Origin of the sequence: Manganibacter manganicus (assembly GCF_002075885.1) — a bacterium.
GTDB classification, from domain to species: Bacteria; Pseudomonadota; Alphaproteobacteria; order Rhizobiales; family Rhizobiaceae; genus Mesorhizobium; species Mesorhizobium manganicum.
In genome coordinates, this window is the sequence record NZ_MDET01000001.1 from 374,484 (window position 1) to 397,593 (window position 23,110).

Consider the following 23,110-nt stretch of genomic DNA (forward strand, 5'->3'; position numbering starts at 1 on the left):
CAGGCACGCGCGAGTGGTCTCTCGCCGTAGCCGCCTAATATCCGACAATGTGATTGGGTCCGGATTGGCCACTCATCTTCCAGGTTTCCCTCTCTCCGCGGTAATCGCCCTCAGCCATATGGTTGAGGCGGAAGCGGGTTTTGATCGCATCTTGGCTGGCGGCCGATACATCCCGCATGTGGACTGTTTCGGGTGATCGACCTTCATTCCCATATTCTGTCGGGGCTGGACGACGGCGCTCCCGATGTGGCTACGTCAGTGGAAATGGCACGCATGGCGGTGGCTGACGGCACGACGCAAATGGCCTGCACGCCCCACATCTTCCCCGGCAAATATCCGAACTCCAGTGAGACGATCATACCGGCGCTGCATGCCTTGCAGGCGGTGCTCGATGCGCAAGATATTCCGTTGAGGCTGTTCTGCGGCGCGGATGTTCATCTGGCACCCGATCTCATCGAACGGTTGGGCAGCGGTGATGTGCCCACCTTGAACAATTCGCGTTATTTCCTGCTGGAGCCGCCTCATGAGATCCTGCCGCCGAAGCTGGAGGATTTCGTGGACCGGCTTCTCGAAGCCGGCTTTGTGCCCATTATCACGCATCCGGAGCGGCTGCTGTGGGTGGGGCGACATTTCGAGATGATCCGGCGCCTTGCCGACAGCGGTTGCCCGATGCAGGTGACCGCCGGCTCCATTCTCGGCGCATTCGGGCCTGCGGCCAGCGAACTGGCTCATAGAATGCTGAAGGAAGATTTGATCAGTTTCTTTGCCAGCGACGCCCATGGGACGACGTGGCGCAAGCCGCTCATGGCAAATGCCTACCAGACCGTTGCCGAACTGGTCGGCGACGAGCAGGCGGAACAAATGTTCGTCGAGCGTCCCGCGGCAATCCTCGCCAATGCGGAGCCGGCGGCTCTGACCGGATCGGGAAGACGGGCCGGAACACGCCGGCGGGTTACCAGTGACGGGTTTGCCTGGCGCGTCGTGCATCGCATTTTGGGGAGCGCATCATGACGAAGGCACTCAGCAGTGTTCTTCCGGCACTCGTGGCATGTCTTTGGCTGCTTGCCGGCTGCACCAGCACCGCCAATACGGGTGCCGCGCCTTCGGACGTATTGTCTCTGCGATCGGGCGCGACATCGACGGCGGACGGCAGCCTGCGGCTGGTAAAGACGCTGCCGCCACCGCTTGGCACAGAGGGCGGCACCGAGCAGTTGCTGTCGCCGAACGATGTCCTTGAGATCAGCGTCTTCCAGGCCGAGTCGCTCAACAAGACGGTGCAGGTGGATGCGTCGGGCCGCATTTCGTTGCCGCTGATCGGGGTCGTGCAAGCCGCGGGCAAATCCGTGCGTCAACTGGAGCAGGAATTGGAGAAAGCCTATGGCAAATCCTACCTGCAATCGCCCGACATTACCGTGTTCTTGAAGGACTCGGCGGGGCAGCGTGTGACGATCGATGGCGAGGTTCGCAAAGCGGGCCTTTATCCGGTCACTGCCGGGACGACATTGCTCGATGCCATCGCCTTAGCCGGAGGCTTTCGCGATATCGCCGACCAGAACAAGGTTTATGTCTACCGCGATGTCGGCGGTCGCAAGCTGGTGGCCAACTACAGTGTTGAGAAAATTCGCAGTGGCCGGCTCGTCAACCCGCGCATTTATGGTGGCGATACGGTCATGGTGTTCACGTCCGAAAGCCGGGTCGCGATCAACAATCTGAAAGAGGCTTTGGGGGTTGCCGTCAATGCCAGCCGGTTGGCGGTGATCCCATAGGCGTTCTCGCCAAGGCGGGCCGGTGAGCGGTGCCGGAGCGGTGGCTGGCAATGCCATGTGTGGCGCTTCTGGAATGATGCCGTCGAGTGAAAGAAATTGGGATATGCGGGGAATGGACAACATCAATGCTTGATCGCCAACGCCATATTGGCGCCCCTCATGGGGGCAATGGGCCGCTTGCCCTGGCGGGCGGCTATGACGATCCGCGCTTGCTGATCCAGGACTACGCCTATGAGCCACCCCAACAGGAAGGGGGAATAGATGTCCTGCGCCTGTTTCTTTATGTCATTCACTATCGTTGGCTGCTTGCCACGCTGGTGGCCGTGGGATTGGTGAGCGCACTGGCGATCACCATGATGATGACGCCGCGCTACAGGGCGACCGCGCAACTGGAAGTCCTGATGCCGTCGGCCAAGGTTTTTCAGGATATCGAAGTCACGGCCGAGAGCAGCGACATGCGCGCCTTCCTGACCGCGCGTGAGAAACTGTCGAGCCGCTCATTGGCGCAGCGCGTCGTTTTTGCCCTGGGTCTGAGCGAGCGCGAGGATTTCCTGTTTCCCAATGCCAGTTTCTCACCTGTAAACCTGCTGAGCCGTGCCTTTGGCATCGCGGGGAATGGTGATGATCTTTCAAAATACACGCCCGAACAGCGGGCACGCATGGCGGTGGACAGGGTTCTCAAGAATCTGACGGTTGACCTAATTCCCAACACCAGCCTGCTTTCCATCACCTATTCCGACCAGAAGCCGAAATACGCCTATGAAGTCGCCAACCAGGTGGCGCAAAGTTATATCGACCAGCGCGTCGATCAGGCGAGCGACACGTCTTCGCAAGCCCGAAAATTTATTCAGGAGCAGGTGATACAGGTCAAGCAGCGGCTCCAGAAATCGGAAGAAGCGCTCGTCGATTACGCCAAGAAGGCGGGCATCACTGTTACGGGAAGCGATAATTCCCTGATTGCGGCAAACCTGACCGAGATCAACAAGGCGCTGGCGGAAGCTGTCCAGGAAAATCTCGATTATGGCCGTCTTGTTCAGCAGATCGACAATGGTCAGGGCGCCAGTCTGGAGCAGGTGCTCAAGAGCGAGGGCTTAGGGAAACTGCGCGAGAAGTCAGCCATACTGAATGCCGAGTACCAGCAGAAGCTGGCTTTGTTCAAGCCGGATTTTCCGGAAATGCAGCAGCTTAGCTCGCAGATCCGCGAGATCGACAAGCAGCTTGATCTGGGCGTCAAGGCGATCACCGATTCAATTCGCCTTAAATACGCCGAGACACAGACCAAGGTCAGCGATTTGAAGGCCAAGCTGGCTGAACTGGAGGATGAGCAGTCAGCTTTCCAGGATAAGAACATCCAATATACGATCCTGAAGCGGGAGGTCGATTCAAACCGCTCGCAATATGACAGCCTGATCTCCAAGCTGAACGAAGTCGATGTCGGTTCCGAACTGAGGAACCAGAACGCCGCCATTGCCGATCTCGCGGTCCTGCCGCGCGGCCCTTACTCGCCCCGACTTGCCCTCAATGTAGCCATAGGGCTGCTGCTGTCGATGACGCTTGGCGCGGCGATCATCTACATTCTCGAACTGCTCAACAACACCTTCGCCAATCCGGAGCAGGTCGAGAAGGAACTGCATCTGCCGATTCTTGGGATTGTTCCGGCCGTCGATGAGTATGAATTCAGCCGCGCCATCTCGGACCAGAAGTCCGGCCTGTCGGAAGCCTACAGGTCCTTGCGGACCTCGCTGCAGTTTTCGGGCGAGCAGGGCGCGCCGCGCACCTTGCTTATTACCAGCTCCGAGCCTTCCGAAGGCAAGTCGACCACCGTTTACAAGCTGGCGGAGGATTTCGCAGGACTTGGCGCCAGGGTGCTGGTCATCGATGCGGATTTGCGCAAGCCCAGCATCCATCGTGTCTTTAAGGTCGACAATGCTATCGGCCTCAGCAACGTGCTGACCAGCACCATCAACAAAAACGATCTGCCGAAGCTCATCAAACAGGCCAAGCCGAATGTCAGCGTCATCACCGCCGGAATGGTTCCGCCCAATCCGGCCGATCTTCTCTCTTCGACGCGTATGGGCCTGCTTTTGCAGAAGCTCGCCAGGACCTACGACATCGTGCTGATCGACTCGGCGCCCATTATCGGCTTGTCCGACGCGCCGATCCTCAGCCGGCTGGCTGAGGCGACGCTGGTGGTGGTCTCGTTCAATCAGGTGACACGCAAGGCAGCGCGCGCGGCGCTGAAGCGCCTCCGGGCTTCCGGAGCCAATGTGATCGGCGCGGTCTTCACCAAGTTCGCGGTTGGCAAGCTCGACTATAACTACAGCTACAAATACCTGAACTACCACTACTACAATTATGGCGAGGCTACGCCGAAGATCGAAAACAAGATCGGAGATGGGCTTCGGGAAGGAGGCAGGAAAGGGGGTGATGAGGGAGCGAAGGAAGGAACAGCGACCGAACATGCGAAAATCTGGTCGTTTGCTGCTATGTCTCACCGCATGCGCCGGCATATTCGCAATCTTGGTGATCGCATCAAGTCGGCGACTTGAGCAGACAAATCCGCAACTGGCACTCAAGCTTTATCCGCTGAATGCGGACGCGGTGGTGGCATGGGGCGTGGAGGCGCTCGGTAAGGGCGACGATAATGGTCAGTTCAAGACGATAGAGCAGGATGTTCGTGCGGCCATCCCGCTCAATGCCGGAGACGCCCGCATCTACAGTCTGCTTGGCGAGATCATGCGTCGGCGCGGGCAAGACGATGCCGCCTACGCCCTGTTCGACCATGCGCTGCTTCTGGCCAAGACCGAAATACATGCCCTGCAATGGGCGATCGAGCGGGATATTGGAAAGCAGAATTACAGAAAGGCGACAGATCAGCTCGACGTTCTGTTCCGGCGCTGGCCAGACCGGATCGAGCCGCTGGCGCCAGCCCTGCCGGCCATCTACTCGAGCCCGGATGCCTACGCGATGCTGCTGGCGCGGCTTGGCGATGATCCGCCATGGCGGAGGCGTCTGATCAACGCGCTGAGCGCGGGGCCGACAAAAGGGCCGGATTTTGCCGCACGCCTTATCCGCGACCTTGCCGTCACCCCCATGCCGCCGACGCGGCCCGAAACGGCGCGGGTTCTGTCGAGCCTGCTGAGGCACAAGCAATATGATCTCGCCTATCGCACGTTTCTGCTGACGCTGGCACCTGAGGAAAAGGACCTTTCCGGATTCGTCTTTGATGGCGCTTTCCGGCAAGAACCATCGGGCCGGGTGTTCGACTGGTCCATTCGCCAGCAGCCCGGCACGACGCTGACCTTGCCTGCTGGCGGCGACTTGAGCCAGTCCGGCGAGGGGCTGTCTCTGGTGTTTAATGAGACGCCGGTGCTACGGGTCGGCATCGAGCAATATATCATGCTTCCGTCCGGCGATTACGAAATCGCGTTCGAAGCGTCGGCTTTTGCCGCCAAATTGCCCAAGGGCCTGACATGGAGCCTGGATTGCCGCGATCCGGGCAAGACTATACTGCGGCTCGACGTGCCGCCTGGCGATTACAAGGAAAGGGTTGTCAGCGCGCCATTCTCGGTTCCGCACAACTGTCCGATCCAGATGCTGAGCCTGCGCACCAATGCGATCGCCGAAAGCTGGAGCGAACGCTATAGCGGCCGCATCCTGTTCCAGAACATCCGCATTTCGATGGTGCAGTCGTGAGCGCATCCGGCATGACTGAATCGGCTTTATCCGCAGCGCCTGCCGCCATCGGGCAAGAAGGGCGCAGCCGGCGCATCGTTCTGGGCTTGTGCCTGCTGGCCTGCCTGCTTGTCGGCGGCGCCACGCAGCGTGGCGTTCTGGTCGATGCCATTCTCCAGGTGCTTATCATCGCCGGCTCCACCTATGTGCTGCTGGGCGGCGCCTCATCCAGGGCCGCGCGTTGGGGCCTTTTCGTGGGGGCGCTGGTTCTGCTCGCCGGCATTGTGCAATTGTTGCCGCTTCCGGTCTCGACCCTTGAGTGGGGCCGGCCCGCCGCCCTGTTGCCATTCGTCAATTCAGACCTTCCGGCCATCGACTCCGCGCCCATCAGCCTCAGCGTGGCGCGCACGATCGAGGCGGTGATATTTGCGCTGGTGCCGATCCTGTTCTTCATGGCCGCGACCAGCCTGTCGCACGAAAACCTCGCTGGCCTGTTGCCGTTCTTCGTCATCGGCCTGATCTGCAATCTGATCGCCGCCGGCCTGCAATATTCGTTCAGCGGCAACACCACCCTGGGCGATCTTCTCGGCTACAGCGTCATGGTCGGCATGTTCGCCAATGTGAACCATTTTTCGACGCTGGTGTTTTCGAGCATCCCGCTTATCGTTTATTTCGGCTTCTTCCGCGGCCGACCGGCGCTCGCGACCATTCTGCTGGTGCTGATCTTCCTCGTCCTGCTGGCTGCCGGCTCGCGTGCCGGTATCCTGATCGGCATGGGCGTGGTCGCCGTTTCCGTCGGCGCGCTGATCTGGCGAGGCCGTGTCGGCACCATCGTCCTTTTGGCATTGGCCGCCGGTTTTATTGCCTATGGCTATGGCGCTTTCATCCATATGGGTGCCGAACAGCTCGACCCTGATTTCGGGCGCCGGGAATTCGCGCTTACCACCTGGCGCGCCATTCAGGGCAACTGGCTGTGGGGCACCGGCTTTGGCACGTTCGATCTGGTTTATCCGTTTTATGAAACCCGCGACATGGTGCATGTCCAATATGTCAACCATGCCCATAACGATTTTCTGGAACTGCTGCTCGAGGGCGGGGTCTCCGCCGGCATCATTCTATGCATCTATGCCGCTGCGGTGGTGATGCGAGCAATTCGGGTCGGCAAACGCCCTCTGCAACGCCTTGCACTGCTCTCAATCGTCGTCATCCTGCTGCATTCGCTGGTGGACTATTCCTTGCGAACCATGGCGGTCGCGATGATTTTCGCCTTCTTCAATGCCTTGTTCTTTGCCGATGTGGGGATGCAGCCGCCGACAGATGATGATCGTCTGCCGCCCGAGATCTTGCCGCCATAATTGTAATTGCCCAACATTGCGCCCCGATTGTCGTGGCATTCCGTCCCACATCGCTTCATTACTGGAGCAAGACGCATCGGGCCGAAGGCGGGGCGGTTATGAAAACCGGCGCGCGCTGTTGTATGGTCATCCGGACTTGATTCTTTCCGATCATGCTGGCTGATCGACATGAAAAAAATTGCCGCCTCGCTTATTATCGTCGCGACCGTCGCTGTCGGGCTGCTGTTCGTCCTTCCCACGCTGATCTCGACTGACTGGGCGCGCTCCGAATTGGGGCGGCAATTGTCGTCGGCAAGCGGCATGGATATCAGGCTGGAAGGGCCGGTGCGGTTGTCATTCCTGCCCGGCCTGGCGGTGGTTGCCAAGGACGTCAGCGTAGCGACCGGCGAGGGCGATGTTTCCATCGTGGTGCCCGGGTTTTCGACCGCGATCACGATGTCCTCGCTATGGTCTGACAAGTTCGAGATTCAGTCCATCGCACTCGTTGATCCGGCTGTCACGATCACTTCGTCCGCATCGAAGGCGGAAGCGCGGCAGGCGCCATCCGACAAGACGAAGATCGATCCTTTTGCCTCGCTTGTCGACACGCTGGAGCGATTGGCGGTCAATCGCATCACGATTGAAAACGGCAGTCTGACCACCGTTGGCGGTGCGGGAAACTCGAGCACGATCAGTGGGATCGATGTGGATTTGAAAGCACCGGATCTCGACCGGGAGGTCGCCTTCTCGCTGGCGGCCACGCAAGATGGGCGGCGCATGGAACTGGATGGGACGCTCTCGGCACTCAGACCCATCCTTCAGCGGCAACCGGCAAAAATTTCCCTTGAGGCGGCAATCGAGCGTGCGCCATCTCCTCTCGTTGCCGCGATTAGCGCCAGCGGTGAAATTCGTCTGAACGCAAATGGCAGCTATCAGATCAGAGGCGGGAAATTCGATCTTGGCGGTCAGGCTTTCCAGTTGGATGTGCTGTTTCAACCCGGAGAGCGGTCTCGCTTTCTGGCCGATCTGACGGCGAAACGTGTCGACATCGGAGCCTTGGCCGAGGCTGGTGACGCAGACGAGAGCGAGACACCCGCGTCCACCGGCAGTTCTGGCGAACCAAACCTGCTCATGTTGTCGAATATCGATGCCGATATTAGCGTCACGATCGAGCAACTGGTCAGCGGCGCGCTTACGGCATCCAACGTCCAACTTTCGGGAACCCTGGATAACGGGCAGCTTGAAGCGAAGCTGGAGCATCTTGGCCTCGATGCCGGCAGCATTGCCGCATCGGTCTCGACTGACGTGCGCAAGGCTGTGCCTGTCATGCAGGGCAAGATCGTCAGTTCGGGCCTTGATATCGGCGCAATGGCGAAACTGCTCGGGCAGGCTGTTCCCATGACGGGAAAGGTGACTGTCAATACGGCTTTTGCCTTTCGCGGACTAACGACCGAACGGTTGCGCGAAAGCCTCAATCTGAGCGGGACCGTAGGTATCCGACAGGGCGAAGTTTCGATGGCGGCGCTTGCCGGCAATGACGCCCAGCCGCCCGGCGACATCACCGGGCTGAACGCGGACATGAAAATCAGAGATATCGGCAAACCTGTCGATCTGGTGGGAAAACTCACCTGGCAGGGCCAGGAAGTGGCTTTCCAGTCGCAGCTCGCTCCGGCCGATTTCCTGTCCAGTTCCTCTATCGCCGAGGCATCAGGGCCGGTCAGTCTTTCTGTCGCATCGAATTACTTGCGCGCCAGCGTGAACGGTACTGTGAGCGGCGCCGGTACATTCAAGGGACAGGTTTCCGCAGCATCGCCATCGGTGGATCGACTCCTGAAATGGCTTGGCCAAAATGGTGCCGGCGGTTTGCAGGCCTTCGATTTCAAGGGCACCGTAGACGCCAGTCCACAAGGCGTGACATTTTCGAAGACGAACGTCGCTTTGAATGGGGTGAAGGCATCGGGCGAGGGATCTCTCAAACTTGGAACGCCGCTCGATATCCGCACGTCGCTCAATTTCGAGAAGCTCGATTTTGCGGCCCTTGCCGGCGAGGCAGAGGGCACTGCGGGCACAAAGCAAAAATCCTCAAGGCCTGGCGATGCGCCCCTCGATCTTTCTTTTCTAAAAGGGCTGGATGCAAAGATCGATGTTGCTGCCGACAAGATCGGTTACGGCAAGGTCTTTGCCGGACCCGTGAAAACCACGCTGGTCATCAGGGACGGAGTTGCCGATCTGACTGTGTCGCAAAGTCCGTTTTACGGCGGCACAGTCACGGCTGAGATGTCGGCGGACGGATCAGGAGAGGTTCCGGCAATCAAGCTCGACATGGCGATTGCCGGTGTGGCCGCGGCACCGCTGCTTGACGATGCCGCCGGCTTCGACCGACTCGAGGGCAAGCTCAATACGACGATCGCTATTTCGGGAGCCGGAAAAACCACCATGGCCTTGCGGCGCTCGCTCGACGGCAACGCGTCGGTGAAGTTCAGCGACGGCGCGTTGCGCGGCATAGACATTGCGGAAGTCTACAACAATCTGGTCGGACTGCTTGCCAGCGGCTTCAAGCAGGACGAAAGTAAGAAGACGACGTTCACTGAACTTGGCGCCTCCTTTGCCATAAAGAACGGCATCGCCGAAACGAATGATATCAGCTTGCTTGGCCCGCTTGTGCGAATGGACGGCGCGGGCACGATCGATCTCGCCGGGCAGACGCTCGAAATTCATCTTAACCCGCGGGTTGTCGCCTCACTGTCCGGACAGGGTGGAAATGTCGAAGCAAAGGGCATAGGCGTGCCGGTCATAGTCGATGGCTCGCTTTCGGCACCTCGAATCTATCCCGATTTGCGCAAGCTTATGAAGGATCCGAAGGGAGCATTGGAGATGTTGAGCCGGCTCGGCCTGCCGACCGAAAAGCTCAATCTCGACAAATTGCTTCCAGGGCAAGCGGGCTCAGGCAGCGGCGGCAAGGGAGCCGCCGACCTGATCGGCGATCTGATCAAGGGCGGCGGGAATGACGCCGGCAACGGCACGGGCTCGGGATTGGCCGATATCATAGGCGGTGCCTTGTCGGGGCAGCGCCAGAGCACCGGACAGCAGGACGAGGGCCAGCCAGGTGCTGGTCAAAGCGATGCCGGAAGTGCCGCCAAGGCGATCATCGGCGATCTCATCAAGGGGAAAGCTGCAAAACCAGAACCGTCGCCGGGCGTCGCCCCGAATGCAGGTACGGAGGCAGCCCAACAAGGCCAGGCCGGAACTTCGATGCAACCTGCGGCGAGCCCGGCGGTGCCACAAGAGTCGTCAGTACCGGACGCTTCGCCAAAGGGCGAAATCGGTTCTCTTCTCGATCAGCTTTTGCGTTAATTCCTTAGCCGCACAGGTCATTAACGCTGTACCTTTTGGCGAGATTGACGAAGCGGACGCAGCGCGCAACTATTGCGAGCGCAAAGGGCTGGAGGAGCGACCTTAAGTGGACCGAGAATGACAAGTAAGAACCGGATCAATCCACCTGATCATCCTCTTACTCATCCCAACTACCAAAGAGATTGCCAGTTCGCCCTGGAGCCTTCAGTCACGAAATTACTTGAACTGGCCGTGGCTGCCGGATGGGATCGAAACCATGTTGTCGACGCCGTACTGGTGCTTGTGGCGGAACAGTTAAGGCTTCGCGCTGTGGACGGGGACGAAGTGCCTGTTCAATAATCGGTCACTTCGATCTTTCTGTTTCTGACGAAAAACTGTCACCCTCCGCGCTGATAGCGGTATTCCAGTGCGATGCCGCCCCAAATCAAGCCAAGCAACAGATAGAAATGGCGCCAATGGTCGGTATCGATGATAGTGCCAAGGGCGATGTGGCCGACATAGACGATGTAGGCACACAGCACATAAGGCTGCCACGGTCGGTTTCGTAGCAAAAGCCGAAAGCCGGCGGCCAAGGTCCAGCAGGTCAGGGCGAGGTAGGAAACGAAGCCCAGCCAGCCATAATCCATCAGTGTCTTCAGCCAGATATCATGTGTGTCTTCGCCGTATATCTTGCCGAAGACCAGCGGGCCGATGCCTAAAGGGTGTTCCAGGGCCAGCATGAAACCAATTGAATAGCGGGCGAAGCGGCCCATCCGCGCCGCATCGTAGTCCTGTTCAAGTTTGGCTCTGGTCGAGAGCATGTCGGCCACGCCGGGAATTTGCAAGACGGCAATCATCGCGATCAGGATGAGGGCTATCGCGACGATCGCCATGACAATGATGCGCAGACGGAAGCGACCGCTGCGGCTTTGCAGGAATAGAAGGCCGGCAAGCAAGACCGCGGATACGGCAAAGAGACCCCAGGCACCGCGCGAGAAGGAAAAGAAGATGCCGCCGCAGATGATGAGCAGCGGCAATGCCAGCAAGGGTATGCGCCGGGCAGGGCCGGTCAACAGCAGGTAAAGCAGATAGATGCCCGGAAGCGCCAGGAATGGCCCGAAGACATTGGGGTCCTGAAAGGCGCCGGTGGCGCGGTCATATCTGGTGAAGATGTCGGAGCCGGGGAACATGTTGAAATAACCGGCTATGCCGAGCAGCGCCGTCATAACCGCCGAAGCCACATAGGCAACGAAGATCAGGCGATAGAAATCGGGACGCGCTTCGATGATGAGGGCGGAGAAGACGGCCGAAAGGGCAAGAAACAGCGATACGGCCAGATAGAGCGGTGTCTGCGCCAGGTCTGCCATCTGGGTCATGGCAAGCATGCCGCCGATGTTGAAAAGCACCAGAAGCGTCAGAAGCGGCGTGACGGGGCGTGAGATGCGCAGCCCGAACAGCGCCCATGTCACAATCAGGCCTGCCAGATAGAGGTCATAGGGCGCGGGCTCGTCGATCACGAAGCCGGACAGGAAAATTCCGAGGAATACGGCGCCGCTGGTGATGAGCGCGATCAGCTTGGCGTTGATCGCGGCCGGCGGTAGTTCATGGGTCAGCGCGCTCAATAGGCGTTTTCCGTATTGAGCAGGCGGATGGGCGTCAGGAACAGAATCTTGAGGTCGAACAGCAGCGACCAGTTCTCGATATACTGAAGGTCGTATTCGGTGCGCATGCGGATTTTGTCGTCATTATCGACTTCGCCGCGCCAACCATTGATCTGCGCCCAACCCGTCACGCCCGGCTTGACGCGATGGCGCGCGAAATAGCCTTCGACCACCTCGCAATAAAGCCGGTTGTGCGATTGGGCTGCAACTGCGTGCGGGCGAGGGCCGACCAGCGAAAGGGAGCCGACCAGCGCGTTGAAGAATTGTGGCAATTCGTCGATCGAGGTCTTGCGGATGAAGCGACCGACGCGCGTGACACGTGGGTCGTTCCTGGTGACGGCATTGCGTGCTGAAGGGTCCGCCTTGTCGGTGTACATCGAGCGGAACTTGAAGACCTCGACGATCTCGTTGTTGAAGCCATGGCGCTTCTGCTTGAACAGAACAGGCCCCTTCGAGTCGAGCTTGATGGCAATGGCTGTCGCAAGCATGATCGGTGAAAACACGAGAATGCCGAGCAGGCTGAAGACGATGTCGAAGGCACGTTTGGCCACCGAATCCCAGTCGTTGATCGGCTTGTCGAAGATATCGAGCATCGGCACCGAACCGATATGCGAATAGGCGCGGGGACGGAATTGGAGCGCGTTGGAATGCGCCGAAAGCCGGATATCCACCGGCAGCACCCACAACTTCTTCAAGAGTTGCAGAACGCGCCGCTCGGCTGTGATCGGCAACGATACGATCATCATGTCGATATGGGCGATGCGTGCGAATTCGATCAGTTCGGAGATGGTGCCGAGTTTGGGATAGCCAGCGACAATGGGCGGCGATCGGGTGTCGTCGCGGTCATCGAAGATACCGCAGATACGAATATCGTTGTAAGGTTGCCGTTCGACCGAGCGGATAAGTGATTCCGCGGCCTTGCCGCCGCCAACGATAATGGCGCGACGCTCCATGCTGCCGTTGCGTGCCCAATTTCGGATCAAGTGCGCCATGACAAGGCGTAATCCGAAGACGACAACGAAGCCGGCGACGAACCAGATGCCGAACATCAGGCGCGAATAATCCTCCGACATCTTGAGGACAAAGGCGCCGAGTGCGGTGAGTGCGAAACTGGCAGCCCAAGCCAGCAGGATACGGCCGAAATTGGTGGCGGGACGCATCAATGCCGGCACCTGGTAACACTCGGACAGTTCCAGCAGTGTTACTGTCAACGCGGACATGCCGAAAATAATCAAGGCATATTGCCAGGGAAGGTAGCTGAAGAAGCCGATACATCCGAAATAGACGACGATGCCCGAGAGGAAAAGCAGAGCGAATTCCACCAATCGGAGGATGCCGCTGACCATGACAGGCGACATGGTGTCTCGGCGATACTGCGAGGCGACCTTGCGGGCGACATTGTTTAACCCCGAGGAGGATTGATCTTCGTCCGGGATTTCGAATTTGCGCACCGCCTCCATGGAGAAGCGGCTGGCCGGATCTATCTCATTCATGGAAGTACCACGGAAACATTCGCTAGCGCTTATCGAGCGTTAGCACGGGAGGGCTAAAAAACCCTTGAAACAATCGGTCGCTTTGAATCAGTTCCGTTGCAGCGCGCCGAAGTAGGCTCGCTCGATAGCCGCCGCCATGACGTCGGTACCAAAATGAGATTTCACTTCAACGGGTTGAGGCATCATCCTGCTGTAGGCATCGAGGTCGGGCAGAGCGGCGGCGATCTTTTCGGCCAAGGAAGCAGGATCGGGCCGGACCAGCGCCGGGGAGTTGATGCCGAAGATTTCCGGTATGCCGCCAACCGCCGTTGCTATCATTGGCTTGCCTGCGGCAAGTGTCTCCAGCACGATGTAGGGCATAGCCTCCGCGCGTGAGGGAACGACGACCAGATGTGCGAGCGCAAAGGCGTCACGCGCCGGCATCGATGGCAGGAAGCGAACGCGATCGGTGAGGCCATGTTGCGCAACCCGCGCTTTATAACGTGGGAGATCGGCGCCGTCGCCGACCATCACAGCCGTGACATTGCGGCCCAACTGTGTTTGGGCCATTGCAACGGCGTCGATGAAAATGTCCGGCCCTTTCAGGTCGCGCATCGTTCCGATGTAAAGAAGATCGGCGGCGCCCGGCCGCGCGGGAACGGGCTCAAATTCGCCGGGCTGTATGCCGTTATAGATCAGGGTATTCGGCACGCGGGGTTTGCCGATCTTTCGAATATAGGTCTGTCGTTCATATTCGGAGACGAACAGCAGTGTATCGGTGAGCCGGCACATGGCGCGTTCCAACGTAAAGTAGAACTTTCCTGCCAGTGATGCCTCATCATGGTGGAGGCTGCCGCCATGCGGCGAATAAAGACGGGCCACGCGAGACCGTGGAACCCGCAACAGTGAGCCGAACAGACGGGCAAAAACGCCGCCCTTCGCGCCATGACCATGCAGCACATCCGGCCGCAATTTCCTGATGATCTGAAAGCTGCGCCATGCAGAGGCGATATCGCTTGGTCCGACATGGCGCTGCATGGCGATTCGATGGACGCCCAACGCGAGGCAGTCGCCCATGGCGGCGAACAATTTTTCCTCGAAGTCGCCGCCGGTGCTGGAATCGCAAACGATACCAACCGAATGGCCCGCCGCCGCTTGTGCCGCCGCCAAATCCCGCACATGGCGAAAGACGCCGCCAACCGGAGCGCGGAAGCAGTGAACGATCCGGAGTTTTCCGTTTGACACGTCAGAAGAGGCGTTCACGAACGTAGACGGTGTCGCCAGGCATCAAAGGATCGGACGTGGCGACGCGGCCTGTCAGGACCTTACCGTTGAGGTCTCGGGTGATATCGACGCTTTCCTGATTGGCTCGTGGGCTGTAACCGCCAGCCATGGCTACCGCTTTCTGGACGGTGAGGCCCGGAACATAGGAGTATTGACCGGCGGCCCCGACTTCACCCATGACGAAGACAGGCCGGTAGCGCGCGACCTCCACCGATACATCGGGATCGCGGATGTAGCCCTGGCGCAGTTTATTCGCGATCTCGCGTTCAAGCTGTTTCGTGGTATGGCCTCGCGCCGGAACCGCACCGACAAGCGGGAATGAAATATAGCCCGACTGATCGACGCTGTAGGTATTGGACAGTCCATCCTGCTCGAAGACGGTCACACGCACCTGATCGCCGGCGCCGAGATGATAGGGTTGCGCCAGCACTGCATGGAAGGCGGGCGGTGCCGGACGGTAACTGGAACATCCCGCCAGCAACGAGACGGCGGCAAGAGCGCGTAGCAGGGCAGCGGTGCGTTTCATGACCGGGTCATAACCTTCGGCTGGCCGCCGTGAGTGTCGCAGCAGGCTTAATAATTGCGCTTGTTATCCTCCTGTTAGGGTTAATGCCCGGTAAAGGTAAAGCGGCTACGAGCCGCCACTGCTGCGTACTCTCCGCGCCACCGGCATTAACTCGGGAGTTACCATACTTGTTTACGGTGCGTTCCGACTCTCGTCGGGAAGCAGGCAATGTCAGGCAATCAATCGGCGGCGGCCGACCTCGATGTCGATCTGGGCGCGCTTTTTGCGAGCCTTGGACGAAATTCGCTGCGTATTCTCCTGGTCGGCATCACCGTGGCGGGAATTGCCTTTCTCGCGGCGTGGTTCGCTACGCCGCAATACCAGTCCGAAGCGCGTCTCCTGATCGAGACGCGCGAGTCCGTCTTCACCCGCCCCAATGCCGGCGCTGACAGCGACCGTCCCATCCTCGATGCGGAGGGGGTGGCCAGTCAGGTTCAGTTGATAGGTTCGACTGATATACTCAAGCAGGTTGCGGAAAAGCTAGGGCTGGCAAAACTGCCGGAGTTCGACGGTGCGAAAGTGTCGGCGCTCGGTCGGTTGATGACGGCCGTCGGCCTCCAGACCGATGCGGGTGAAACAACGGCGGATGAGCGCGTCCTGAAGAAAGTTCGCGAGAAGCTTAGCGTCTATAATGTTGAAAACTCACGTGTTATCGTCATTCAATTCTCGTCGCAGGATCCCCGGCTGGCTGCCGAGGTGCCTAACGCTATAGCCGATGCCTATATCGCGATGCAGGGCCACGCCAAGCTGCAATCCAACACTGCGGCGACGGAATGGCTGGCCCCGGAAATCGCTGATCTTTCCAGGAAGGTGAAGGACGCCGAAGCCAAGGTCGCCGACTATCGCGCCAGTTCCGATCTCCTGATCGGTCAGAACAATGCGGTGCTGGCTACCCAGCAGCTTTCGGAAATTTCCAGCGAATTGTCGCGGGTGCGCGCCAGCCGAGCCTCGGCAGAGGCGACGGCCGACAGTGTGCGAAATGCGCTGAATGGAGGCAGTTCCCTGGGTGCCATCCCGGCGGTGTTGTCTTCGAGCCTCATCCAACGTCTGCGCGAGCGGCAAGTCGAGATCAAGTCGGAGATTGCCGATTTGTCCACCACGCTGCTCGACAATCATCCGCGCATTCGGGGCTTGCGTGCGCAACTTGCCGACCTTGACCGGCAAATCCAAGTGGAAGCGCAGAAGGTGCTGGCAAGCCTCGAAACCGAGGCCAAGACCGCGCAGTCCCGCGAAGACCAACTCATTGCCGAGGTCAACAAGCTGAAGGCTGCCTCGGCGCGGGCCGGTGAAGAGCAGGTCGAGTTGAACGCGTTGCAGCGCCAGGCGACCGCCCAGCGGCAATTGCTGGAATCCTATATGACGCGTTATCGCGAGGCGGCATCGCGGCAGGACCGTAATTACCTGCCTGTCGATGCGCGGGTGTTTTCGCGGGCGATCATCCCGGCTCAACCCTATTTTCCTAAGATCGTGCCTATTGTTGGTGCGGCTTTTGCTGCTTCATTGTTGCTGATGGCGGTCGGCACGCTGCTGCGCGAGCTGTTTTCGGGTCGGGCCATGCGTCCAGCGCCCGGCGCGCGTTTCGCTGATGTCGAACAGGTGAATATGCCAGTCTCGGAGCCGGAGACGGTCGAAATACCCGCCACCCCAATCATCGAGCCGAAGCCCGATTCCCGGACAGAGGTCGAATCCGAACAGGAACCGGCGGCAGCTATTGTTGAAGATGCAAGGCAGCCGGATGCCGACGCGACTCGTCAACTGGAAAATAATATCCCGCTCGCCAACTCCAGCCTTGGCGAGGTCAATATTGACGGCGCTGCTGAAAAGCTGATCTCGGGGCGCGCGCGCCGCGCGCTTTTCGTCTCGCCGGAAGGCGACGAAGCGGCGGCGAGTTCCATTCTGGTGGCGCGCGCGGTGGCTGATGCCGGCTGGCGTGTGCTTTTGCTCGATCTCACGGCGTCGGGTGCGGCATCCCGCGCCATGCTGGACAGCGCCCTGTTTCCGGGCATCACCAATTTGCTGGCTTCGCAAGCCCAGTTCAGCGACGTGATCCATTCCGATCATTATTCCGATTGCCATGTTATCCCCGTCGGCACTGCCGACCCCGTGCGCGCCATGCGTGCGGCCGATCGGTTGCCAATCATCATGCAATCGTTGGCCACAGCCTACGATCTGGTGGCGGTGGAGTGTGGCCCGACAGACGCCTGGGCAATTCGCAGGTTGGCTGATGGCGACGGCACTGTTGTGCTGGTCAGCGTGCTGGAACCAACCGATGCAGTCACCGAAGCTGCCGTGTCGTTGATCGAGAATGGCTATCCGGATTTGATATTGGTCACGCCGGTTGGCGGTGAGACACCGGGGACGCCAATACCGGGACGCTCCGCAGCATAGCGGTGTCGTTCGTCGAGAAAACGCCGGTTCAGCGAGGGCCGGTGTTTTTGCGCAGTCGCTTTACGAATCTCCAGATCGCGGGACTGTTCTTGACCATGGATTTCAGCCGGGCCGTACGACGCAGAGTGAAAGCCAGCATCTGGCCCTTTGCGGTGAGCGGTACCAGTACGTCCGTCTGCCAGGTTTCGGTGTCGCACCATTGCCGCTTGTACGGCTCGTCTCCGACCGAGAAGTCGTAAGTGTCGAAGCCCTGTTCACACGCTTCCCTGATATTTTCGAAGAACAAGAAATCGCCAGGCCCGATCGGGGTCGTTTCGTCTTCCGATATGCCTCCGAATTCGCAAATCAGGCGCTTCGCGGAGCGACTGGAGCCGGTGACGGCCCGGAGCTTGCCTTGAACTTCAAGCGCGTGCAGGACATAAGATGGCTCTGGTTCGTCGAGCGCGTCGATGAAAAGGGCGGTGAAGAAGCGGCGAATGTCTGCGCTGGCGAAGACATCCGTAATCCCCATTCGGCGAAAGCGTGCTTCCTTCATCGCAAAGAAGGTGTCGAGAAACTGCCGCACCTCTCGGGGCGAGGAGGCGCATAGCCGACGATAGCCGCCGAGCGCCTCAAATTTACGGGTCTGTGAACGATGCTTCTTGCATTTGCGCTTGCCGCTGATGCGAGAAAGCACTGCATCGAAGCCGCCCTTTAAATCGACCGCAAGCGAAACATTCGGACTGTGCTGGCCGGGCAGAACCAGCAAGGGATTGGCCACGCCATTAAGGTCGGGTTGCAAGCGCTCCAGAGAAATGAGGTCGATGTCCGGTCGTGCCCCGGCGATTGCCTTGAACAAGGGGCGCAGGGTTGTCGGCATCGCGGCGACATCGGCCCACCGCGGGTCGTTAGTCGGAAAATTGCCATTGGCATGGCTGCCGCCCATGAAGCGTGCGATCGCGAAAGGGCCTTGGTGGATAATTTCCATCGCAAGCATGAGAACCGGCTTGCCGCGGTGATTCAGCGTCGCGATCACGGCGTCTGGCGCGACCTGATCGACCCAGTGGCGGATCCATGCGGGGCTTTGCGCAGGGGCGAAATGCGCCGTTTCGCAAAATTCTATATAGGCGGCGAGCGCGGCCGTATTCACAGGGCTTGCTACGGACGCAGTAAGGGTGGCCGAAATCTCCTCCAGGGAGGTCTCGGCAAGATTCTCCAGCCGGTTTGACGCCGTCGCGCCGCTCATTCGTGTGTGCCCTGTCTCGCTGCCGGCCCGATCACCCGTCATCCGGCCAGATTAGCAGGTCCGGACTCTAGCCGCGAAATATGAAAGAATTGATCGGCATGAGAATCGTCAATTCTTCGCAGGTGGCTCGATAATGAGCCACTTGATGATGCCCATGGCCGGCAGGACCCATAGAAATCCACTTATCAGGAAAAATAGGAAATGGGCGAGGGGGCCGGCTTCGGCCAGTCGCGCCACAGCCACCAGCGTGGCCACGATGGCATAGACCACGACGAGCGCCACGAGGAGAATGGTTCCGATCAGCTTCTTCAGGCGAATGGGCATATTCAGTCATCTTGCCTTTTGTAAGGCTATCGCATAAGGCCAGCCGATGCCGGGTGCAAGGCGGTGAAACCGGCGCGACGGCGTGCCGCGCTCTATGATCTTGCCTGTGCAGGCCCTATGGTCCACTCCATTCACGGCTCTCATCCGCCGGGAAGGCTTATCCATGACTGCTCTCGCACAAACCGCACCGGAACTGGCACGCGATCGCGATCTGCACAACCGCTTGCTGGTGCGGAGTTGGCTTTATGTCGTGCTTGTTGTGCTGGTCGGGCTGGTCATGGTGGGTGGAGCCACGCGCATGACAGGGTCGGGCCTTTCGATCACCGAATGGCAGCCGATCCATGGTGTCATCCCGCCGCTCAACGCACAGGAGTGGCAGGAAGAGTTCCAGAAATACCAGCAGATTCCGCAATATCGCGAAATCAACGAAGGCATGACCATGGCCCAGTTCAAGGGCATCTTCTGGTGGGAGTGGTCGCATCGGCTTCTGGCGCGGGGCGTCGGCTTCCTGGTAGCCATCCCGCTGCTGTTCTTCTGGCTCACCGGACGGCTCGAAAACAGGCTGAAGCCGCGCCTCGTCGGGCTTCTGGTTCTGGGCGGTCTGCAAGGCGCCATCGGTTGGTGGATGGTGGCCTCGGGACTGGTCAATCGCGTGTCGGTCAGCCAATACCGGCTGGCGACGCATTTGACGACAGCCTGCATCATCATCATTGCAACGGCCTATATTGCGCGCGGATTGGCGACCTATTCGCAGGAGCCGGCGCCGCGCGGCACGCAACGCTTTGCCGGCATTCTGGTGCTGATGGTGTTGTTCCAGATCTATCTGGGTGGGCTGGTTGCCGGCCTGCATGCCGGGCTTTCCTACAATACCTGGCCATTGATGGATGGCGCGATCATTCCGGGCGACCTTTTTGTTATCGAGCCTGCCTGGCGCAATCTGTTCGAGAATCCGAAGACCGTGCAGTTCATCCACCGCATGTTTGCCTATACGGTGCTGGTGGTGATCTTGTGGCATGCAATCGCCACCAGCCGCGCCTTGCCGGGCTCGACCCATGCGCGGCGGGCTTGGGTGCTGCTGGCGCTGGCACTCGCACAGGCGGGGCTTGGCGTCGCCACGCTGCTCATGCATGTGCCGCTCGATGTGGCGCTGACCCATCAGGTGATTGCCATGGTGGTGCTGATCTTCGCCACGGCACACTGGCGCGGCACCAAGGGCGCCTATCCGCTACCGCACGAGATCGTCGTCAGAAGTTGAGCGCGCGCACCCTGGAGATAGCTGCGGCCACGGCGAGTTCACGGTTCTCGTCCGTGTCGTTGCCGTCGCTCGCATGCCAGGCCGCTGACAGGCAACCATAACAGAAGGCGAAGTCGAGCAGGCGGCGTGGGTCAAGGCCGAGCCGGCGCGAAAAGATTTTCGTCATGTCGGCGATGCGTGTGGGATCGAGGCACAGATCGTCGCGGTCCAGCGGATTATAGAGCATGTTGGCGGCATCGAAGCAAGGATCGCCGAGGACGCCCTTGGGGTCGATGGCCAGCCAGCCGCGCCTACCGTGCATGATGTTTTCATGGTGCAGGTCGCCATGTAGCGGGCGGATATCATCCTGATTCGACAAGAGCCGCTTTGCGAGGGATGCGGCTTCGCCGTAAAGGCTTTTTCGATCGGCTCTGTCGTCAGCCTGTGCCTTGGCGAACAGGTCGCGGAATCGCTCTCGCAGCGGCTGGAGATCGGGCGGGACGGGCTGGCTGGAGGCTGAATGCAGCTTCGCCATCACCTCGGCGGCAATTTCGCTGGCGGCATTGTCGCCTTCGCCTTGCAGAACATGAGTAAGCATCGTCTCGCCGGCATATTCGAGCAGCATGTTTCGGCCGTGCTGGGCGAGAATCCGTACCGCACCGACACCGTCACGCCAGGCGAGCAGATGTGCGCCGCGCAATTCGTCCTCGGCATCGTCGAACGGTTTCAGGGCCTTGACGATTGCCGGCGTGCTATCGGCCAACCGCACCTTGAAGATGCGGCTGGAAAATGTCTCGGCGATCAGGATGGCATTATCGGCATTCCAGCTTGCAGGAAAGCTGGATGCAGCCGTCACGCGCCAAGGCCCAGCATCAGGTCGAGATTCTGCACGGCGGCGCCTGAAGCGCCCTTGCCGAGATTGTCGTAGACGGCAACCAGCAGGGCCTGTGCCCGGTCGTCATTGGCGAAGACATGGAGCTTCATACGGTTGGTGTCGTTGTATTCTTCCGGCTGGAGTTCCGGCAGACGCTCGACAATCTCGAAGGGTGCGACTTCCACGGCACTATTCTTGATTGCGGCATAGTGATCGGCGATGGCCGCGTGCAGGTCTGCGCCCTTCGGCACGCGCGGCAGTTGTGAAAGCTGCAACGGCACGACGGTTATCATGCCCTGGGCGAAATTGCCGACCGCCGGCTGCATGATCGGATCTTGTAAAAGCCCGGCATAAAGACGCAGTTCGGGCACATGCTTGTGCTTGAGAGTGAGGCCGTAAGGCATGAATCCAACAGCGTTTTCACCTTTCGCCTCATAGGCCTCGATCATCGTGCGACCGCCGCCGGAATAGCCGGAGATGCCGCTCACTGTAACCGGATAATCGGCCGGTACGAGGCCGGTTGAAACCAGCGGTCGCAGCATGGCGATCGGTCCTTGCGGCCAGCAGCCGGGGTTGGCGACCCACCTGGCTGAAGCGATGTGCCCGGCCTGGTCACGGTCCATTTCGGCAAAACCATAGGTCCAGTCGTCCGCTGTACGATGGGCGGTCGAGGCATCGATGACGCGTGTCGTGTCATTGGCAATCAGCGCCACACTTTCCTTGGCAGCGTCATCCGGCAGGCACAGAATGGCGATATCGGCGGCGTTGAGGAACTCGGCGCGGGCGTCGCGGTCCTTGCGGCGCTCGGCGGGCACCGAAATGATCTCGATGTCGTTGCGCTCGGCAAGCCGCGCCCTGATCTGCAAGCCGGTCGTGCCGTGCTCGCCGTCGATGAAGATTTTTTGTGTCATGCCTGCCGTTCCAGTATTCAAAACCCGAGATTCAGATGTTCAGGCCCTGATCCGGCTCGGTGCCGGAGAGCCGGGCCTTGCGCTCAGCCAGAAGGCCCAGATAGTGCTGGGCCACGGTCGAGCCCGCTATGGCCGTTATATCGGCGTGATCGTAGGCCGGCGCAACCTCCACGATATCGGCGCCGACAATATCGATCTGGCCGAGTTGACGCAGCGTCGAAAGAATGCGTGCCGAGGAAGGACCGCCGGCCACCGGCGTGCCGGTGCCGGGCGCATAGGCCGGGTCGAGGCAGTCGATATCGAAGGTGACATAGGTCTTCCTGCCGCCTGTGCGCTCGACAATGGCATAAGCGATGTCGGAGGCGCGCATTTCGTCGATCTCATGGCCATGCAGGATCTTGATGCCGAACGTGTCGGGGGCATGGGTGCGGATGCCGATCTGGATCGAGCGGTCGGCGTCGATGATGCCTTCTCTGACCGCGCGGGTAACGAAAGAGCCGTGATCGATGCGCTTGCCGTCGTCCGGCCAAGTGTCCTGATGCGCGTCGAACTGTACCAGCGCCAGCGGGCCGTGAATGGCGGCATAGGCTTTCAGCACCGGATAGGTGACGAAGTGGTCGCCGCCCAGTGTCAGCAGGAACGCACCGGATTTCAGGACTTTAGTCGCTTCGCGCTCGATGGCGGCGGGTGCCCCGGCGTGATTGCCGCTGTCGAGCAGGCAGTCGCCATAATCCACTACGGCGAGGTTTTCGAACAGGTCGCGGGCAAAGGGATATTGCGGGTCGTTGTCGAAGATGGCGGAGGCGCGACGGATGGCTTGCGGTCCGAAGCGCGCGCCCGGCCGGTTGGTGACGGCGGCGTCGAACGGGATGCCCCACACGACCGCATCCGCCTCCTTGACGTTCTTGGTGTAGCGGCGGCGCATGAATGACAGCGCTCCTGCATAGGTCGGCTCGTATGAAGCCCCCTTGCTGCCACGGGCGGTGAAGGCGTTATCGATGTTGCGGTTCGCCATCGGGCTCGTCTCCATTTGGTCGGGGTGGAACAACTACAGTCCCGGCCGA

The 23,110-nt window shown here is 59.8% G+C and carries 18 protein-coding genes; 9 read left to right on the top strand and 9 right to left on the bottom strand.

Annotation, left to right across the window (positions count from 1 at the left end):
* Nucleotides 1-192 precede the first annotated feature (192 nt).
* The 7 genes from BFN67_RS01780 (at nt 193) to BFN67_RS23815 (ending at nt 10,468) form a co-directional block, all read left to right on the top strand.
* A complete protein-coding gene (locus BFN67_RS01780; protein ID WP_080917851.1) occupies nt 193-1,011 on the top strand; it encodes a tyrosine-protein phosphatase in 819 nt (272 codons plus the stop codon).
* Nucleotides 1,008-1,766, top strand: a complete 759-nt coding sequence (locus BFN67_RS01785) for a polysaccharide biosynthesis/export family protein (RefSeq protein WP_080917852.1) — start codon at nt 1,008-1,010, stop codon at nt 1,764-1,766. The genes BFN67_RS01780 and BFN67_RS01785 overlap by 4 nt, the downstream gene beginning before the upstream one ends.
* Before the next feature lie 125 nt (nt 1,767-1,891).
* Entirely contained in the window at nt 1,892-4,315 is a 2,424-nt protein-coding gene (locus tag BFN67_RS01790; RefSeq protein ID WP_080917853.1) for a GumC family protein, read from the top strand.
* A complete protein-coding gene (locus BFN67_RS01795) occupies nt 4,290-5,462 on the top strand; it encodes a tetratricopeptide repeat protein (protein WP_080917854.1) in 1,173 nt (390 codons plus the stop codon). The genes BFN67_RS01790 and BFN67_RS01795 overlap by 26 nt, the downstream gene beginning before the upstream one ends.
* Before the next feature lie 11 nt (nt 5,463-5,473).
* Nucleotides 5,474-6,796 (top strand): O-antigen ligase family protein, encoded by a 1,323-nt coding sequence (locus BFN67_RS01800; protein WP_080917855.1) that lies wholly within the window; start codon nt 5,474-5,476, stop codon nt 6,794-6,796.
* Between the two features lie 168 nt (nt 6,797-6,964).
* Entirely contained in the window at nt 6,965-10,129 is a 3,165-nt protein-coding gene (locus BFN67_RS01805; RefSeq protein ID WP_080917856.1) for an AsmA family protein, read from the top strand.
* 117 nt (nt 10,130-10,246) lie between these two features.
* Nucleotides 10,247-10,468, top strand: coding sequence for a hypothetical protein (locus BFN67_RS23815; RefSeq protein WP_139788983.1), 222 nt, complete (start codon nt 10,247-10,249; stop codon nt 10,466-10,468).
* Nucleotides 10,469-10,506: 38 nt separating this feature from the next.
* Here BFN67_RS23815 and BFN67_RS01810 read toward each other — a convergent pair whose 3' ends face one another.
* The 4 genes from BFN67_RS01810 to BFN67_RS01825 form a co-directional block, all read right to left on the bottom strand.
* Nucleotides 10,507-11,730 (bottom strand): O-antigen ligase family protein, encoded by a 1,224-nt coding sequence (locus BFN67_RS01810; protein WP_080917857.1) that lies wholly within the window; start codon nt 11,728-11,730, stop codon nt 10,507-10,509.
* Nucleotides 11,727-13,262: an undecaprenyl-phosphate glucose phosphotransferase gene (locus BFN67_RS01815; RefSeq protein ID WP_080917858.1), complete on the bottom strand. Its 1,536-nt coding sequence runs from the start codon at nt 13,260-13,262 to the stop codon at nt 11,727-11,729. Before BFN67_RS01815 ends, BFN67_RS01810 begins: the two co-directional genes overlap by 4 nt.
* An 87-nt stretch (nt 13,263-13,349) precedes the next feature.
* Entirely contained in the window at nt 13,350-14,486 is a 1,137-nt protein-coding gene (locus tag BFN67_RS01820; protein ID WP_080917859.1) for a glycosyltransferase family 4 protein, read from the bottom strand.
* Nucleotide 14,487: 1 nt separating this feature from the next.
* Nucleotides 14,488-15,051 carry a polysaccharide biosynthesis/export family protein gene (locus tag BFN67_RS01825; RefSeq protein ID WP_080917860.1) on the bottom strand — a complete coding sequence of 188 codons (564 nt, stop codon included), beginning with the start codon at nt 15,049-15,051 and terminating at the stop codon, nt 14,488-14,490.
* Between the two features lie 207 nt (nt 15,052-15,258).
* Between BFN67_RS01825 and BFN67_RS01830 the strand changes: the two genes are divergently transcribed.
* Complete coding sequence (locus BFN67_RS01830; protein WP_080917861.1) at nt 15,259-17,478, top strand: GumC family protein; 2,220 nt, start codon at nt 15,259-15,261, stop codon at nt 17,476-17,478.
* 28 nt (nt 17,479-17,506) lie between these two features.
* Here BFN67_RS01830 and BFN67_RS01835 read toward each other — a convergent pair whose 3' ends face one another.
* Nucleotides 17,507-18,703, bottom strand: coding sequence for a GNAT family N-acetyltransferase (locus tag BFN67_RS01835; protein ID WP_080917862.1), 1,197 nt, complete (start codon nt 18,701-18,703; stop codon nt 17,507-17,509).
* Nucleotides 18,704-18,811: 108 nt separating this feature from the next.
* On the bottom strand, nt 18,812-19,027 hold the full coding sequence (locus tag BFN67_RS01840; RefSeq protein ID WP_080917863.1) for a DUF2842 domain-containing protein: 216 nt from the start codon (nt 19,025-19,027) through the stop codon (nt 18,812-18,814).
* A 163-nt stretch (nt 19,028-19,190) separates the two neighbouring features.
* Here BFN67_RS01840 and BFN67_RS01845 point away from each other — a divergent pair, with 163 nt between their 5' ends.
* A complete protein-coding gene (locus BFN67_RS01845; RefSeq protein WP_080917864.1) occupies nt 19,191-20,282 on the top strand; it encodes a COX15/CtaA family protein in 1,092 nt (363 codons plus the stop codon).
* Here the strand turns inward: BFN67_RS01845 and BFN67_RS01850 are convergent.
* The 3 genes from BFN67_RS01850 to speB are packed head-to-tail and all read right to left on the bottom strand — an operon-like array spanning nt 20,272 to nt 23,061.
* Nucleotides 20,272-21,117 (bottom strand): aminoglycoside phosphotransferase family protein, encoded by an 846-nt coding sequence (locus BFN67_RS01850; RefSeq protein WP_080917865.1) that lies wholly within the window; start codon nt 21,115-21,117, stop codon nt 20,272-20,274. The genes BFN67_RS01845 and BFN67_RS01850 overlap by 11 nt on opposite strands.
* Nucleotides 21,114-22,046, bottom strand: coding sequence for an N-acetyl-gamma-glutamyl-phosphate reductase (gene argC / locus BFN67_RS01855; protein WP_080917866.1), 933 nt, complete (start codon nt 22,044-22,046; stop codon nt 21,114-21,116). The genes BFN67_RS01850 and argC overlap by 4 nt, the downstream gene beginning before the upstream one ends.
* Nucleotides 22,047-22,077: 31 nt before the next feature.
* Nucleotides 22,078-23,061 carry an agmatinase gene (gene speB, locus BFN67_RS01860; RefSeq protein ID WP_080917867.1) on the bottom strand — a complete coding sequence of 328 codons (984 nt, stop codon included), beginning with the start codon at nt 23,059-23,061 and terminating at the stop codon, nt 22,078-22,080.
* Nucleotides 23,062-23,110: the final 49 nt, after the last annotated feature.

What these genes read in the sequence shown, in the direction of transcription:
- BFN67_RS01785 (WP_080917852.1), top strand. Translation starts at nt 1,008, where the DNA reads ATGACGAAGGCACTCAGCAGTGTTCTTCCGGCACTCGTGGCATGTCTT.
- BFN67_RS01790 (WP_080917853.1), top strand. Translation starts at nt 1,892, where the DNA reads ATGCTTGATCGCCAACGCCATATTGGCGCCCCTCATGGGGGCAATGGG.
- BFN67_RS01800 (WP_080917855.1), top strand. Translation starts at nt 5,474, where the DNA reads ATGACTGAATCGGCTTTATCCGCAGCGCCTGCCGCCATCGGGCAAGAA.
- BFN67_RS01805 (WP_080917856.1), top strand. Translation starts at nt 6,965, where the DNA reads ATGAAAAAAATTGCCGCCTCGCTTATTATCGTCGCGACCGTCGCTGTC.
- BFN67_RS23815 (WP_139788983.1), top strand. Translation starts at nt 10,247, where the DNA reads ATGACAAGTAAGAACCGGATCAATCCACCTGATCATCCTCTTACTCAT.
- BFN67_RS01815 (WP_080917858.1), bottom strand. Translation starts at nt 13,262, where the DNA reads ATGAATGAGATAGATCCGGCCAGCCGCTTCTCCATGGAGGCGGTGCGC.
- BFN67_RS01825 (WP_080917860.1), bottom strand. Translation starts at nt 15,051, where the DNA reads ATGAAACGCACCGCTGCCCTGCTACGCGCTCTTGCCGCCGTCTCGTTG.
- BFN67_RS01830 (WP_080917861.1), top strand. Translation starts at nt 15,259, where the DNA reads ATGTCAGGCAATCAATCGGCGGCGGCCGACCTCGATGTCGATCTGGGC.
- BFN67_RS01835 (WP_080917862.1), bottom strand. Translation starts at nt 18,703, where the DNA reads ATGAGCGGCGCGACGGCGTCAAACCGGCTGGAGAATCTTGCCGAGACC.
- BFN67_RS01840 (WP_080917863.1), bottom strand. Translation starts at nt 19,027, where the DNA reads ATGCCCATTCGCCTGAAGAAGCTGATCGGAACCATTCTCCTCGTGGCG.
- BFN67_RS01845 (WP_080917864.1), top strand. Translation starts at nt 19,191, where the DNA reads ATGACTGCTCTCGCACAAACCGCACCGGAACTGGCACGCGATCGCGAT.
- argC (WP_080917866.1), bottom strand. Translation starts at nt 22,046, where the DNA reads ATGACACAAAAAATCTTCATCGACGGCGAGCACGGCACGACCGGCTTG.
- speB (WP_080917867.1), bottom strand. Translation starts at nt 23,061, where the DNA reads ATGGCGAACCGCAACATCGATAACGCCTTCACCGCCCGTGGCAGCAAG.